The organism is Butyrivibrio sp. AE2005, from assembly GCF_000686965.1.
Lineage (GTDB): Bacteria > Bacillota > Clostridia > Lachnospirales > Lachnospiraceae > Butyrivibrio > Butyrivibrio hungatei_A.
The window spans coordinates 68,390-83,660 of sequence record NZ_JMMD01000001.1; the positions used below are offsets into that span (position 1 = coordinate 68,390).

The window sequence follows — 15,271 nt, forward strand, 5'->3', positions numbered from 1 at the left end:
TGGTGTAACACGATTCAAGTGGGGAAAAAAAGCATATGAAGGTTAGCGAGATCGCAAACGGATCAGAGGTAAAGATTTATGCGGCCATTAACGGACACTCGGTTGTTATCATGACTGAGGCTATTTTTGGTGTGAATGTTGGACTTCTGGTAAGACCGATGGAGTATTTCGGTAAGTATATTCAGTTTTTAGAACCATCCAATGTTCAGATTAGAAACAAGCGTGACGGACGCGTATACAAGTTCATGTCTACAGCAATTTCGCCCGTAAAGACAAGGTACGGGAATTTTCATTTGATCAGGTGCTCATCTATGTTGGAACCTGAGAACTCAAGAAGAGCGGAACGTTTTTATATCGAAAAGCTCGGACTCATTTCTGTCAACGGAGATAACATGCAGCTTAGAAACTGCCTTGTCCATGATATATCTATGAGAGGAATTTCTCTTGTTGTAGACGATGACACAGAGTGTGTACCCGGAGATAAGATTGACGTAATGTTCAGGTACGGGGCAACACTACATAATTATGAATTAAGCACTGTAGTTGTAAGAAATTTTAAACTTGGCAAAAAAAATGCCGTAGGATGCAGCATATCGAATCTTAATATCGATCTCATCGGACTTTTAAGTTCGAAGAAGAATGAGAAACAGACGAAACTCGATGATGCTCCTGCGACCAATCTTAATCCTACAATTTCCGAACAGCAGCAGATTCTTGAAGTTGAAGAGGATGTTGCAAGGGATATAATTCCGGAGAGACCGGCGACCATTACCATAAGGTCGGGAAAACAGATGAATCTTAAAGACATGGAAGAAAGTACAGATTCAGATGATATGACAATTCTCCGTAAGAATAAGGAAAAGAAGATGGACGATGAAAGGCGTGAGATTGAGAGAATTCTCGATCTTAAAAATATCTGAGGAAATGCCGAACCGATCGGCATTATCTGTACCATTAAAGGGAAGACAGAGCAGTTGTTTAAGACAATAACTGCTCTTTATGCTGTTTACAGCAAAAAAATATAGGGGTTAAAAATTGTGAAAAAGAGAAGTGTATTGACGCTTATGCTTGTTATTTCTTTGATCGTTACCGCATGTGGCGGAAAGAACGGCAAGAAAGCAGAAAGTGAAGCCGATAAAGGTGACATGGCTGTTGAGAGTACAGTCGATGGAGAAAAGGTGACTATTGATCTTGGAGGAGCGCAGCTTCGCTGGGATAATCTCGGAGATGCGGAAATCTCTGCCGAAGAATTTGAACGTTTTGACGGAGACGTGGTGCTTACAGCCTATTACAAGACCAATAATTATACGAAGGATTCGTCGCATGAAATTGGTCTGAGACTTAATTGGGACGATAAGTCATTCGGTGAAAACAGGAAAGTAAAAAAAGGAAAAGACAGCATTTCTTTTGAAATCTCAGAGGAAAAGAAAAATTCCATAATCGATGAAGGGTACGTATATGTGTACGGACATAATGTTCTTGTTGATAAAGTGGAGATCACCGGAAAAATGATAGAAGAAAGCGAGAGCTCCGGGCCGCTCTTTACCGAAGAGAACGGTCTATTGCACGTTGCTGACGGAAAGCTTGTAAATGAAGCCGGAAATCCCATTCAGCTTAAGGGACTTGCAAACTTTTACTTAAGTGTCCAGCCGCAGCTTGCGCGAAAGAGCGTATTTAACAGAATGAAAGAAGAGTGGGGAGCCAATGTATTAAGACTTCCCGTTAATGTCGATACATCATTCTGGGGAACTCCCGAGAAAGGATATGCGTCCGGTTCCGATGAGGACAGGGCAAGGATCACGGCTACACTTGATAAGGCAATCGTTGCTGCAAGAGAAGCCGGTATGTATGCTATTGTTGAGTGGGTTGTTCTTGAAGAAGAGAATCCTTTGAAAGAGATTGAATATGCGAAGAAGTTTTGGGAATATGTTTCTTCGACATACAAGGATGACAAGCATATTATCTATGAGATCTGCAATGAGCCAAACGGCGAGGCAACATGGGATGATGTAAAAGAATACTGCTCCGTGATCATACCTCTTATCAGAAATAACAATCCGGATTCGCTTATACTTGTCGGAACACCCGACTTTTCGGCAGATCTTTATGCACCTATGAAGGATCCGCTTCAATACGACAACATTATGTATGTTTTCCATGAATATACGGGACATAACAGTGAATTCGAGAGCGAGATAGAACAGATAGATAAAGCGATGGAAGCAAAACTTCCCGTGTTTATGACCGAGGTTGCGGGAACGGATGCCGAACAGGAAGACTATTATGATATGGAGACGATACAGCAGTGGATGCCTATCGTTGAGAAATATAATATAAGCTACATTGTATGGAAACTTGAAAAATATTCCGATTTTGACAGAGATGATGAATATTGGAATTATATGCGTGATTATATGAAGAATGACAGCCCGTAAAAGTTGGGAAATATTAAATATATATAAACGAATTTACACAAATATCGGGGGATAGTATAATATTCTTGTACGATTCAGCTTTTCTGAGAGGGTAATATATTGGATAAGATGGGACTGTTAAGTAAAGTTTTTGAAGCATTTGCGAACTCTTCGGAGAGCAGATATGTATTTTTATTTGATGTAGAAAAAAATATCTGTAGATTTTCCCGGAGTTGCGTCGATAGATTTGCTCTTCCCGGTGAGTATGTAGATAATGCCGGAGAAGTGTGGGCTTCTATAATTAATCCTGCCGACAGGTTCAGATTTCAGAAATCTTTACAGGATTTGTTCACCGGTAATACGAAAATACACGATATGAGCTACAGAGCGCTTGATAAGACGGGAGAGTATGTAGTTTGTTCGTGCAAGGGATTTCTTATTGATGACGATGAAGGTCATCCGGTGTATTTTGCAGGCACGATCGACAATCACGGAATTGCTACCGAATATGATCCCATAACAAATTTATATACAAGATATAAGCTTCTTAACGATCTCAGAGAATATCAGGAGAGAAAAGAAAAGTACAAGATCCTTATGGTCGGACTGTGCAACTTTCATGAGATCAACAATATTTACGGCTATGAAGTCGGAAATAAGGTTCTTAAAAACTTCGCCGAAAAGCTTATCGATTATCTTGACGGAGCTTTTGTATTTCATGCGGGCGGAACAAAGTTTGCAATAGTATCTTCTGTCTTTACCGAAGAAAAAATGTCTTCAATATACAAAGAAATATCCGAATATGCAAGAAATTCGATCGAGATAGAAGGCAGCAAAGTTGCGATAAATATCGGCGGAAGTCTCTCGGAAGTGAGAAATTTCGATGTTGATGTACATACGATATTAACGGGCGTGCTCCTTGGACTGGATGAATCAATTCACGAAAAACATGGAGAACTCGTTAAATTCGGAAATGACAATTATATAAATAATCATGACAGGATTGTTGTCATAAATACACTCAGAAACTGCATAAATGACGGATGTAAGGGATTCTACATGTGCTATCAGCCGATCGTCAACGCAAACACCGAGAAATTGGTGGGTGCAGAGACACTTGTGAGATGGAACATGGAACCTTTTGGAAATATCTCTCCGGGAGATTTTGTTGCATGGCTTGAAAACGATCCTCTTTTCTATGACCTTAGTTACTGGATCATGAAGACGTCAATGACCGCAATAAAAGAGAAGGTGTTACCGATCATGCCTGATTTCCTTCTCAACATAAATCTTTCATATATGCAGCTTGAAAGACAGAATTTCAGGACCGATCTTCTCAGGATAATCGATGAAGTCGGATATCCTCCGAAGAACCTGTGCCTTGAGCTTACGGAGAGGTGCAAGCTTCTTGATGAATCATTTTTGAGAAACGAGATGATCTTCCTTAAATCAAAAGGAATCAAGATCGCACTTGATGATTTCGGAACAGGTTTCTCGGCGCTTGAACTGCTTATAACTTTGCCTATAGATGCGATAAAGATAGACAGATCTTTTGTCATGGATATCGAGAATGTAAAAGAAAAGCAATATGTGGTTGATGCGATTCTTGCATGCGCAAGGAATATGAATATAAGCTCGACGATTGAGGGAATTGAGACCGTGAGCATGAAAGAGATAATGAAGAATTACGGTGCTACGTCTTTCCAGGGATATCTGTATTCCAAGCCGGTTGTAATTGATGAATTTGTAAAGCTGTTACAAAAGTAATGTTACTGTTGTAAGTGTTCAGAAGTGGGCGAAGCATATGATGCGGACAGTACCTTTATCGAAGAGTTTATCGTTGGATCAATTGAATCATCTTACCGACACAGGACATATTTTTATTACACCGTTTGCTTTGAACAGAACTGCGTATATCGTGGTTAATCAAAAACCGTTTATGGTTATTGTTACGGATATATCGATTAAGGGAATACAACTTAGCGGAGCGTGGTATACGTGGGACGACCTTGAGAAAATGGGTGGAGTGTACGAATCGGAATTTGATGCGCTGAAAGCTATAGCGGATAGAGGATAAATTGCGGAAGTCTTATAATGAGACTTCCGTTTTTATATCATAGAATTATTCCTAATTTAGAATAATTATTTATAAATATTGTATAAAAAAGTGTAATTTCGTGGGCATTATTCAGAATTTCGTGATAAAATTATGACTATGTACGATGATTGGAGGTCCGGTTTTGACATACGTCTTTTATTACGTTGAAGCACATCTTGCATGCATATTTCTGATGGCCTTTCTGCTGTTCAAGATCAGAAAGGGTGTAAATAAACAACTTTCACAGATTTATCTCGGTAATCTGATAATAGTACTTATAGCATACTGTTTTGCGGAAATCTTTTGGGCTTTGGTAGACGGCGGTTACTTAGGCTCATCCAAAACTCTGTTATATTTATCTAATGTTTTCACATACCTTTTAATAAATGTAGCTGCGTATATTTGGTATATTCTGTCAGAAATTATGCAGAAAGAGAAGTATATTGAGAGTGATCTTACAAGGGTATTTATAAGTGTGCCGGTTTGGATATCGGCTCTTTTGTGCGTGACTGCATACAGAACAGGTCTTGTTTACTACCTTGATGAGAACGGTAATCTCACGGGAGGAAAACTGTATCTGATACTTATAATCGTTCCTTTCGGATACCTTCTTGCGGCGTCGATAAAGGCTTTGTCACGTGCGTTCAGCAAGGATAGATATGCAGAGAGATATATCTATTTTATGATCGGTATATTCCCGATAACGCCTATTTTGCTTGGAATATTGCAGGCAATGTATTGGAGAGTTCCGTTTATATGCTACGGAAGCCTTGCTGCGGTTTTGTATGTATACATAACTTATATGGATAATCTTGTGTCTATAGATCCTCTGACACAGATAAATAACAAGAATCAGATGTATAAATATCTGGTACAGAAAATGAGAAATCAGAATCCGGGGCTTTCTCTTTTTATGCTGATCATAGATATAGACAGATTCAAGTCTATTAATGATACTTACGGTTACAGCGAAGGTGACAAGATCCTTGTCAGGGTTGCGAATGCCGTTAAGGATGCGTGCCAGGGCCCGAGAAGCAGATTTTTTATCTCAAGATACGGTGGAGATGAGTTCGTTGTTGTTGCTGAGATGGCATACAGAGCGGAAGCGAGCTGGCTTGCCGATCAGATCAAGAATAACGTAAAAAAAATTCCCGAACTTACCGGATGTGCTTATGACCTCTCGGTAAGCGTGGGAATTGCTCAGTACGACTATGAAGCTCCTATATCCATTCAGTCATTCATTGCAAGGGCAGATTCGGATCTGTACAAGCAGAGAAAACTGAATAATTAAAAATCTTTTACTAAAAGAGCGAGGAAATAAAGTTGATCGCAAGGCCGGCGAGGACAAATCCTGCCAATATGGCGATCGCATAAATAAATTTCATTCTTGCCATGGCATACTCCTTTTAAAATATCATGCTATAATTATATTGTATCTTTTTTGGGGATACAACCGAAATGACATGTACATCTGAATATCAATTCAGGATTGGAGGGAGTATGAAGATTTACGTTGCCGGTAATGTGTCCAGAAGTGGGGATGGATCGCTAGATCATCCGTTTATGACTATTTCGGAGGCCGCTGATAAAGCCCGCCCCGGAGATACGGTCGTAGTTGCCCCGGGTATATACAGAGAGTGGGTTAAACCTCGAAATTCGGGAACGGAAGATAAGCGAATTACATATTTAAGTACAGAACATGGAGGAGCCGTTATCACAGGCTCTGAGGAGATAAAAGGCTGGGAGGCTTTTGAGAACGTCTGGCGTGTCAGAATACCTAACAGCTATTTCGGAGATTATAATCCGTTCACAACATTAGTTCACGGGGATTGGTTCATCGATGATCCCAAGAATCCATCGCACACAGGAGAGATATATTTAAACAAAAGGTCCATGCTTGAAGTATTTGACCTTTCTTTTTGTATGCATCCGCAAAAGGATAACAGGTCATGGGAGCCGGACTATACCGAGTATGTGTGGTATACGGCGCAGGAAGATAACTTTACGGTTATTTACGCGAACTTTATGGGCAAAGACCCCAATTATGAAAATGTAGAGATCTCGGTCAGAAGGTCATGTTTTTTCCCGGAGGAGACCGGAATAAATTACATTACCTTAAGAGGATTTTGCATAACAAGAGCGGCTACTCAGTGGGCGCCACCGACCGCTTTTCAGGAAGGAATGGTCGGCCCCAACTGGGCAAAAGGCTGGATAATCGAAGATTGCGAGATCTCGGAGTCGAAATGCAGCGGAATCAGTCTCGGTAAGTATTTCCAGAGAGGAAACAACAATAAGTGGTCAACTTATAATTTGAAGATCGGATCGCAGACCCAGAGAGATACCGTGTGTCAGGCGGTAAATGAAGGCTGGGATAAAGAGACGATAGGATCTCATATTGTAAGACGATGTGATATTCACGACTGCGGACAGACGGGAATTGTCGGTCACATGGGCGGTGCTTTCAGTATTATCGAGGATAATCATATCCATCATATCAATATAAAGCACAACCTTGCGGGAGCGGAGATTGCCGGTATCAAGCTTCATGCCGCGATAGATACCTGTATCAGAAGGAATCATATCGATCATTGTACGAGGGGCATCTGGCTTGATTGGGAAGCTCAGGGAACAAGAGTGTCGCAGAATTTTTTGCATGACAATATTCCGCCGAAAGGTACTATAATAGAAAATGGATTGTCTCTGGGAGAGGATGTTTTCGTAGAAGTCTCTCACGGACCGACGCTTCTTGATCACAATCTCTTTTTGTCAGATATTGCAGCGAGGATATCGACGCAGGGAATAGCATTTGTCCATAATCTTATCGCGGGCTCTTTTACATATGTGGGAGAGGGTTGCGGAGATATGAGTAAAAAATTCCCTTCACCGAGATTTACGCCGTATCATGTTCCGCATTCGACCAAGATTGCGGGATTCATGACAATCCTTCACGGCGATGCAAGATTTTATAACAACATTTTCATTCAGAAAGAAGTGAGAAGAGATCTTGTGGATTATTGCGTTGCACAGAATTCGGATACCATGGATAAAAATAATTTTATCTGCGGAACAATCCCTTACAACGAGTATCCTCAGGCTTCCGAGTATTTTTCACGCTTTGGAAAGAATGTCATAAAAGAATACGGTTCTACGGATCCTTATTACGACAAGCTTCCGGTGTATTTTGGCGGAAATGCTTATTACAACGGAGCAAGAGCATGTGACCATGAACCTGCGGCGCATGTTGACAAGGATCACAAGATCAGTCTTTATATTGATGAAAGCGACGGAAGATATACCATTCATACCAATCTGTACGAGTTCCTTCCGAGGGGGCTTGCAATGCCTGTCAATTCTGAAGTTCTGGGACTGGCCTTTGAGCCTGAGCAGCGATTTGAAAATCCTGACGGAAGCAGTATTTCTTTTGACCGGGATTATTTCGGAAGAAAGAGGGGAAGATTCCCTGTTTCGGGACCGTTTGAGGAGTGCGGAACAGACAGGTTTACGGTACAGACTCCGGATGACGCCTCATCCAAGATCGGTCATGAAGAGAAGATAAGAATCGAGGATAAGTGGAAGGCAGACTTAAGCGGCGCTGAGTCTGACGTTACCGAGATTAATGCAAATATTGTGCTCACAGGCGGAATGAATGCCGTAATAAGCTTCCCGTATGACGGAGAGCTCTTTAAAGTGAGCGATATGTTTGTAAAGGGAAACGAAGTCTGGCTCTACGACAGTTTGGCGGAAAAACTGGTAGAACTTGACTGCGAGTACGGAATTTATCATAATATCAAGAAATGGTCCATTGGTGCGCTTCAGTCTCTTGATATGAGCGAGGATGCAAATGCTGAAGGGCTTGTGAGAACCGCGGGAACGCTGTTGTGCATACTTAATAAGAGTCTTGCGCATGACGCTGCGGACACCTGCGAGACAATACAGAACAAGGTGAACGAAGGACTTGGTGATAGGGCTATAAGTATGAGATTTACGCCCAAGAACCTTAAGTTCATCAGAGGGAAAAAATTTATTTCTCTTGAGGATGTACTTTACAGGATAAGTAGGGGTACTATGGAAGTTGTTACCGAGAGAGTCGAACACCTAAATTAACTTAAATTTGAGGATAGAGTTTTTAAATGAATAAAAGCAGCAACTGGTATAAACTCGATAATGCGGCTAAGATTGTTCCGTCAACCGCACGAGGAGCAAATACACGAGTTTTTAGGATAACTTGTGAGTTAAAAGAGAATATTGACGGAGAGATACTTCAAAGAGTGCTGGATGAGACAATTGAGGAGTTCCCTTTTTTTAATTGTGTGCTTCACAGAGGTCTTTTTTGGTACTATCTTGAAGACAGCGATCTTAAAGCGGTTGTGGAAGAGGAGAAGACTCCTGCCTGCATGCCACTTTATTATCCGGGAAGAAAAAATCTTTTATACAGAGTAAATTATTTTAAAAAGAGAATAAATCTTGAGATGTTCCATGTGCTTGCGGATGGAACGGGGGCGTTTATGTTCTTTAGAAGCCTCATTATACGATATATTCAGGAGAAACATGGAATTGATGCAGATATCAAGCCTGTGGATGAGTTTTCTCTTGAAGAAAAGAATGTGGACGCATTCGGAGATTTTTACAGCAAGCAAAAAGGTCTTAAACAGTTAAAAGAGATGTCTTCGGTGAAAGCGTATCAGATCAGCGGAGAAATCGACAATGACCTTCTTCCGCATCTTGTTGAGGGAACGGTCTCCTCTTCAAAATTCTATGAGGCGGCCAAAGCGCACAACACGACGGTCGGAGTTATGTGCGTTGCAGTCTATATAAAGGCTGTTCTTATGGGAATGAACAGGATTCAGAAAAGAAAGCACATTGTTGTGAGCGTTCCCGTAAATCTCAGAAACTTTTTTAAGAGCGGAACGGCAAGAAACTTTTTTGGCGTTATAAGTATCGACTACAATCCGGCTAAGTGCGACGGCGAGCTTAATACAATAATTGATTTTGTTGATAAGAGTTTTAAAGAAAAGCTCTCGCCCGAAAGCATTGAGCAGACGATGAATTCCTATTCTGCTTTGGAGCATAACATAGGAATAAAGGTTATTCCGCTTCCAATTAAAAATATCGGAATCGGATTTTTTGACAAAAACGCGAAGAGGGGCATCACAAGCTCGATGTCCAACCTCGGACAGATTAAGATGCCTGATGCGGTTGCGGATTATATAGACAGATTCAGTGCATTCATGACTGCACAGTCGCAACAGATCACAGTCTGCTCATATATGGATAAAATGGTATTCGGAGAGGTTTCACCATTTAAGACACACAAGGTAATGCTTAATTTCTTCAGGTTACTTACGGAAATGGGAATGGAAGTGGAACTTGGAACCAACGACTACGATGAGGAGCAGTGATTTATTATGCAGTATTGTCCAAAATGTAAGATAAAGATAAGGGGGAAAAAGACCTGTTGTCCTATGTGCCAGGGACCTTTGAAGGAAGTTGAAGGCGGCGAGGATGTAACAGCTTCTTTTCCGACTCTTAAAAAGAAAAAGATGAGTCACATCACGATAATGAAGATGACGACGTTCATTTGTGCCGTGCTTGAGATAATCTTGATTTCGCTTAACATAATGATGGGAGAAGCGGTTTCGTTTTTGGGGCCGATCTTTCTTGGAATTCTGGGAGCGTGGATAGCAGTTCTCGCAACGGTTTATTTCAGGAACAATATCCTTAAACTGATAACGTGGGAAGCTATAGTTGCGATAATCGCAGATATTTATATCGATTACAACACAGGCTTTTACGGCTGGAGCATAGACTGGGTTGTGCCGATCACACTTATGGCACTCGGCGTTTTGACATTTGTTATTGCTATTTGCATAAAGCTTAGATTTGACGAATACATTTTTTACCTTTTATTTGACCTTATTATGACTGTATTACAGATAATATGCGTCACAAAGGGAATCACAAAGAATTTCTGGCCTACAGGCATCAGTATCATGCTTTACATGATCCTTCTTGCAGGCGTACTTATATTCAGATTCCGCGACCTGAAGAAGGCTTCGGAAAAAATGTTCAACATGTAGAATTGCGAGAGCGACGAAGTCGCGGAGCAATTCGTATATCACGTAGTGATTGTAATTTCATGGGGAGAATATGCGTTTAAGAGACAGAACCGCAAAAAAAAATATAAAGCACGGAGTGGTTTTTGCAGCTAAGTTTGGCGACTTTGTCGAGAACAGGCTTGAAAAAGCAATAGTTCAGCGAAATCACCTGGCGGAAGAACTCCCTGAGAATCCCGAAAAACTTAAGTGGTACAGAGTGTCTTTGGAAAACGGTATTTCCGGAGATGGCTCCGAATACTATATTTATGTGAAGATAGGAAACCCTGATAAACTCTGCATTTTCTTTTCAGGCGGCGGAGTTGCATGGAATGAATATACGGCGGCAAGACCTGTCACGGGGGCTAAGCTCGCCGCCGGACTTCCCAACTATTATTGGAACAATCTAAGACCTGTTACCCAGATTATGAATATAAACTTCGGGATAACAGATGTATCTTCTGAAAAAAATCCGTTCAGAGACTGGAGCTTTGTTGTCGTAACTTACGCAACGGGCGATTTCCATGTCGGTAACAATGAGTATCCGTATGTCTCTGAGGATGGAAAGGACGAAATCCTTCATTTCCACGGATATACAAATTTCCTTGAGAGTATGAAGGTTGCAAAAAGACTTTTTCCTTCACCTGAAGAAATCCTTATAGCGGGAAATTCTGCCGGTGCTTTTGCAATTCCGGCTCTTTCGGGTGAGATAGTGGACGACTATTATCCGGAAGCAAAAGATATAACTCTTTTTTCCGACAGCGGACAGCTTCTTTATAACAAGTGGAGAAGCACTGCGAAGAATATCTGGAAGACCAAAGAAGAAATCTGGAAGAGCATTAACACCGAGAATATCACTCTTGATTGGTACAGAGCTCTTTATGCAAAATACGGTGACAGATTCAGGTATCTGTATTCGAGTTCGGACAGAGACTTCCTGCTTAGTGCCTACTACAACGACATTATAAATAAGCAGTACAAGACAGATCAGCAGGTGCAGGAAGAGTACAGAAGACAGCTCATTGAGATGGTTCATGAGTTAAAAGAGCTGAATCCGTCGTTCGGAATCTTTATAAACAACTGGAAACTTCCATTTATAACGCAGGGCGGGACAGTCCATACGAGCGTAAGAGATATGCAGTTTGCAAGCTTTACGCAGGATGGAGTGACTATGGCGCAGTGGCTTAAAGATGCTGTTGACGGTAAGGTTTATGATGTTGGGATGGAACTTCTTGAGGATAAAAAATAAGCAATCACTGCAATTTTCGCAGTGACTGCTTTTTTTCGTTATCTACAAAAAGTTATTTTACAAACTTTGTTCGTGCAGCACCATAACCACTGAGGTCATCAGATGATGCAATTTCAAGAGTCATGTTTGTTGTAGATGCACCTTTGAGTTTGAATGTTGAATTACCGCCGGCGCTCATCTTAGCGTTTGACATGTTTTGATTTACTGTATTGCCGCTACTGTTTTTGCCGCATTCTTCAGAATATGCTTTTGCAGAGTCTGTTGCGATAAAGATGTTCTTCTGGATCTTATTGTTGCTGTTATGAGCATTCTGGATACGTAAGCATGCACTTTTTGTATTATAAACTGTATTGTTATAAATCTGGTTGTTTGCTGCATCTCCATTATCATCGGGATCTGAACCTCCGATGCAGATACCTGCCCATCCGTTGTTATTTACAAGGACATTGTCGTATACTTTGACACCTGTGACGGTCTTTTTCTTATGTTCGCTTGAGACTTCAATGCCAATGTCTGCTCCCTGAACGTAGTTGTTACGAATGTTTATGTCACATCCGCCGTCAACATAGATTCCGCCTGCGCTTATATCACCGCCGTATGCATTATTGTTCTTGGAAGAAATGTTTACAACGGTATTTTCGCTGATCTCACCATTGCGGGCTCTGTCTTTTTCGCTATTTTTGTCACGCTCATAACCGATTGCGTCGATTGCGATATTATCGCAGTCATGTATGTAGTTTTTGAATATATTGAACTTATCGACATTTCCGTTTACAACAAGAGCTTCACTCTGACCTAAAGTAAGATTGTATAATTCGCAGCCTGTTATCGTCACATCTATAATAGGTTTGCTTGGACTTGTTCCTGCGATGATTCCGTGCGCATTGTATTCTTCGCTATCGTCGGTGTATACAACACCTATGTCATGAACCTTGCAATTAGAAATTGTAACGTGATTTGAAGGTCCGTCAATGTCGATTGCCTTTGGACATACTGAATCAGAAGGTCCTTTGATCTTAAAATTGGCAAATTCAAGATTTGAGATTTCTATGTTATCACCTTTTATATGTAAAAGTGCCTCGCCGTCTTCATCAGGCTTAACGGTTTGTTTGTTTCCGTCGTTTCCGATTACGACACCGTCTTCGCCGACGATTTTAATGTTATTGGTCGAAACATTTATTTTTTCAGGGTAAAGTCCCGGATAAACTTTAATCGTATCGTTTGCGGAAGCTTTCTTTACGGCTTCTGAGATCGTTTTAAATTTTTTATCTTCCTTGCCTACGATAACTGCGCATTGCTTTAAGCCATCTTCAGCATGTATATCAATTGATAAAACCGGGAGAGTATTTGATACTGCAAGTGAAATTAACATTCCTGCAACAATAAAACTAGACTTTCTTTTCATGTTATCACCTTTCTGTTGTTGATTACTATTGCACTGCTGCGTAAAAAGCACAACTGATCGATCAAGCAGTGCTTTGACTCAGTACAATGTAAGTTTAAATTCTGTTTAACAAATTGTAACATGCAAATGTGAAAATTCTGTTTCCTGAAATAAATAAGAGACTGTCGCACTAATTTTGATATGCTTACTGTTTTGAAAAGTATAAAAACATGGCGATTTACCGTTTGCTAATTTATGGATACCGCTTAAAACAGTTGCCGTTTTTTGTTATTCTTACGTTGTTTATGCCCATAATGATCCAGAAGGTGATTGATTTTGTAAATGAGGGAAATGGCGTAAATTTTACAGATGTATTGTTATGGCTTTATGCGGTACTGATATTGGCGCTTATATATATTTTGACGGTCTATCTGTCAGGAAAAAAGAAAATAATATTTGCAAAATTGCTTGATAAAGAGATAGGTGAGAATCTCTTTTCACATATGTTGAAGTTGCCATTAAAGTTTTTTGAATTGAGATCTCATGGAGATATAATATTCAGAATACAGAGTCTGTCAATAATAAGAGATATGTTTACACAGAGAATTATAACTTTTCTTATGAATTGTGGAACGTTACTTGTTTTGCAGGTTTATCTTATTGTTGTGTCACCATATATTGCTATTGTTGCATTTTCTTTTGCGGTGTTTTGTGGTTTTTCCATTATGTATACCCGAAGAAAGATTCTTGAGACGAATCAGGCGGAGATAAGTACGGCAAGTAAGCTTCAGACCATTCAATCTGAACTTGTACATTCAATCGCAAATATCAAGATAAGCGGTACAGAGGATGATATCTATAAAAAATGGAAAGAACATTTTAACAGAAATTTGGACAGGCATGTTGAAACTACTGAAAGAAGCAATATTCATAGTACGTTTATTGCTTCTTTTAATCAGATTGTACCTATATTGATATTGATGTTGAGTATGTTCTTTTATGTTAATGGTGAAATCAGCATAGGTGAGGTGATTGCGCTTTATTCTGCTGGTAACACTTTTATGGCGGTATGTGTACAGATTTTTTCATCTATGGATGATTTTCTTCTTTCAAGCCAGTATTTGGAAAGGATTTATGAGATTATTGAAGAGAGGGAAGAGGATTATCTATGTGACGGTAAGGAGATTACGTGTAATGGTAGCATTGAATTAAAAAATGTATCTTTTGCTTTTACTAATCATTCAGAACCTGTATTAAAAGATATTTCAATGAAAATTATGCCTAATCAAAAGATTGCTATAGTTGGCGCTTCGGGATCTGGAAAATCAACTCTTGGGAAAGTGCTTTTGGGAATATATGCGCCTACAAAAGGCAACTTACTATATAATTCTATCGAGTTTAGTGAATTAAACAAGAAAACTCTTAGAAAGCAGATGGGAGTAGTGCCTCAAGATGTGATCTTATTGAATGATACAATTTACAACAATATTGAGATGTCGAGGGAAAATATTACTCCGGAGATGATAGAGCGAGCTTCTGAGATAGCTCAAGTAAATGGTGAAATTGAAGAAATGCCAATGAAATATAATACGATTATTTCTGATATGGGAACCAATATATCCGGGGGGCAGAGGCAAAGAATTGGATTTGCAAGGGCTATAGTCAATAATCCAAATGTTTTGCTTTTGGATGAGGCAACCAGTTCTTTGGATACAATAAATGAAAGCAGAATTTCTGAATATCTAAAATCTATAGGTTGTACCAGGATTGTTATTGCTCATAGAATATCCACTATAGTGGATGCGGATGTTATTTATGTAATGAAGGATGGAAGAATTGTTGAACAAGGAAACCATAAAGCGCTTATGAAGAAAAATGGCGTATATACGAAACTTTATGATAATCAGATTATTGAATCGGATAAGGCTGCGGTATAAAGTTAAGTGCCGTTTGTATGTGGTTAAGCGCCGTTAGTAGAATTAAAGGGAATAAATGAGCTTGAGTAATTATAATAGATATATTAGCAACTCTGTA

General features: G+C 40.0%; 11 protein-coding genes. 10 read left to right on the forward strand and 1 reads right to left on the reverse strand.

Annotation, left to right across the window (positions count from 1 at the left end; genetic code table 11):
* The first annotated feature begins 35 nt into the window (after window positions 1-35).
* The 9 genes from DL92_RS0100330 (at window position 36) to DL92_RS0100375 (ending at window position 11,853) form a co-directional block, all read left to right on the forward strand.
* Window positions 36-920, forward strand: a complete 885-nt coding sequence (locus DL92_RS0100330; RefSeq protein WP_026666571.1) for a PilZ domain-containing protein — start codon at window positions 36-38, stop codon at window positions 918-920.
* A gap of 117 nt (window positions 921-1,037) precedes the next feature.
* Window positions 1,038-2,435, forward strand: coding sequence for a glycoside hydrolase family 5 protein (locus DL92_RS0100335; RefSeq protein ID WP_026666572.1), 1,398 nt, complete (start codon window positions 1,038-1,040; stop codon window positions 2,433-2,435).
* Between the two features lie 108 nt (window positions 2,436-2,543).
* Window positions 2,544-4,181 (forward strand): EAL domain-containing protein, encoded by a 1,638-nt coding sequence (locus DL92_RS0100340; protein WP_242845821.1) that lies wholly within the window; start codon window positions 2,544-2,546, stop codon window positions 4,179-4,181.
* 73 nt (window positions 4,182-4,254) lie between these two features.
* Entirely contained in the window at window positions 4,255-4,491 is a 237-nt protein-coding gene (locus tag DL92_RS0100345) for a hypothetical protein (protein ID WP_026666574.1), read from the forward strand.
* Between the two features lie 163 nt (window positions 4,492-4,654).
* The gene (locus DL92_RS0100350) at window positions 4,655-5,803 is read left to right on the forward strand and encodes a GGDEF domain-containing protein (RefSeq protein WP_026666575.1); all 1,149 of its coding nucleotides are present in this window, start codon (window positions 4,655-4,657) and stop codon (window positions 5,801-5,803) included.
* A 209-nt stretch (window positions 5,804-6,012) separates the two neighbouring features.
* The gene (locus tag DL92_RS17765) at window positions 6,013-8,616 is read left to right on the forward strand and encodes a right-handed parallel beta-helix repeat-containing protein (RefSeq protein ID WP_081816790.1); all 2,604 of its coding nucleotides are present in this window, start codon (window positions 6,013-6,015) and stop codon (window positions 8,614-8,616) included.
* Window positions 8,617-8,642: 26 nt separating this feature from the next.
* Window positions 8,643-9,911: a hypothetical protein gene (locus DL92_RS0100365; protein WP_026666576.1), complete on the forward strand. Its 1,269-nt coding sequence runs from the start codon at window positions 8,643-8,645 to the stop codon at window positions 9,909-9,911.
* 6 nt (window positions 9,912-9,917) lie between these two features.
* A complete protein-coding gene (locus DL92_RS0100370; RefSeq protein ID WP_034468237.1) occupies window positions 9,918-10,589 on the forward strand; it encodes a DUF6320 domain-containing protein in 672 nt (223 codons plus the stop codon).
* Between the two features lie 70 nt (window positions 10,590-10,659).
* Entirely contained in the window at window positions 10,660-11,853 is a 1,194-nt protein-coding gene (locus DL92_RS0100375) for a pectin acetylesterase-family hydrolase (RefSeq protein ID WP_026666578.1), read from the forward strand.
* A gap of 52 nt (window positions 11,854-11,905) precedes the next feature.
* Here the strand turns inward: DL92_RS0100375 and DL92_RS19910 are convergent, their stop codons facing one another.
* Window positions 11,906-13,258 carry a right-handed parallel beta-helix repeat-containing protein gene (locus DL92_RS19910; protein ID WP_051625185.1) on the reverse strand — a complete coding sequence of 451 codons (1,353 nt, stop codon included), beginning with the start codon at window positions 13,256-13,258 and terminating at the stop codon, window positions 11,906-11,908.
* A 224-nt stretch (window positions 13,259-13,482) separates the two neighbouring features.
* On the opposite strand from DL92_RS19910, the gene DL92_RS17775 reads away from it, so the two are divergent.
* Window positions 13,483-15,174 (forward strand): peptidase domain-containing ABC transporter, encoded by a 1,692-nt coding sequence (locus tag DL92_RS17775; RefSeq protein WP_176756579.1) that lies wholly within the window; start codon window positions 13,483-13,485, stop codon window positions 15,172-15,174.
* Window positions 15,175-15,271: the final 97 nt, after the last annotated feature.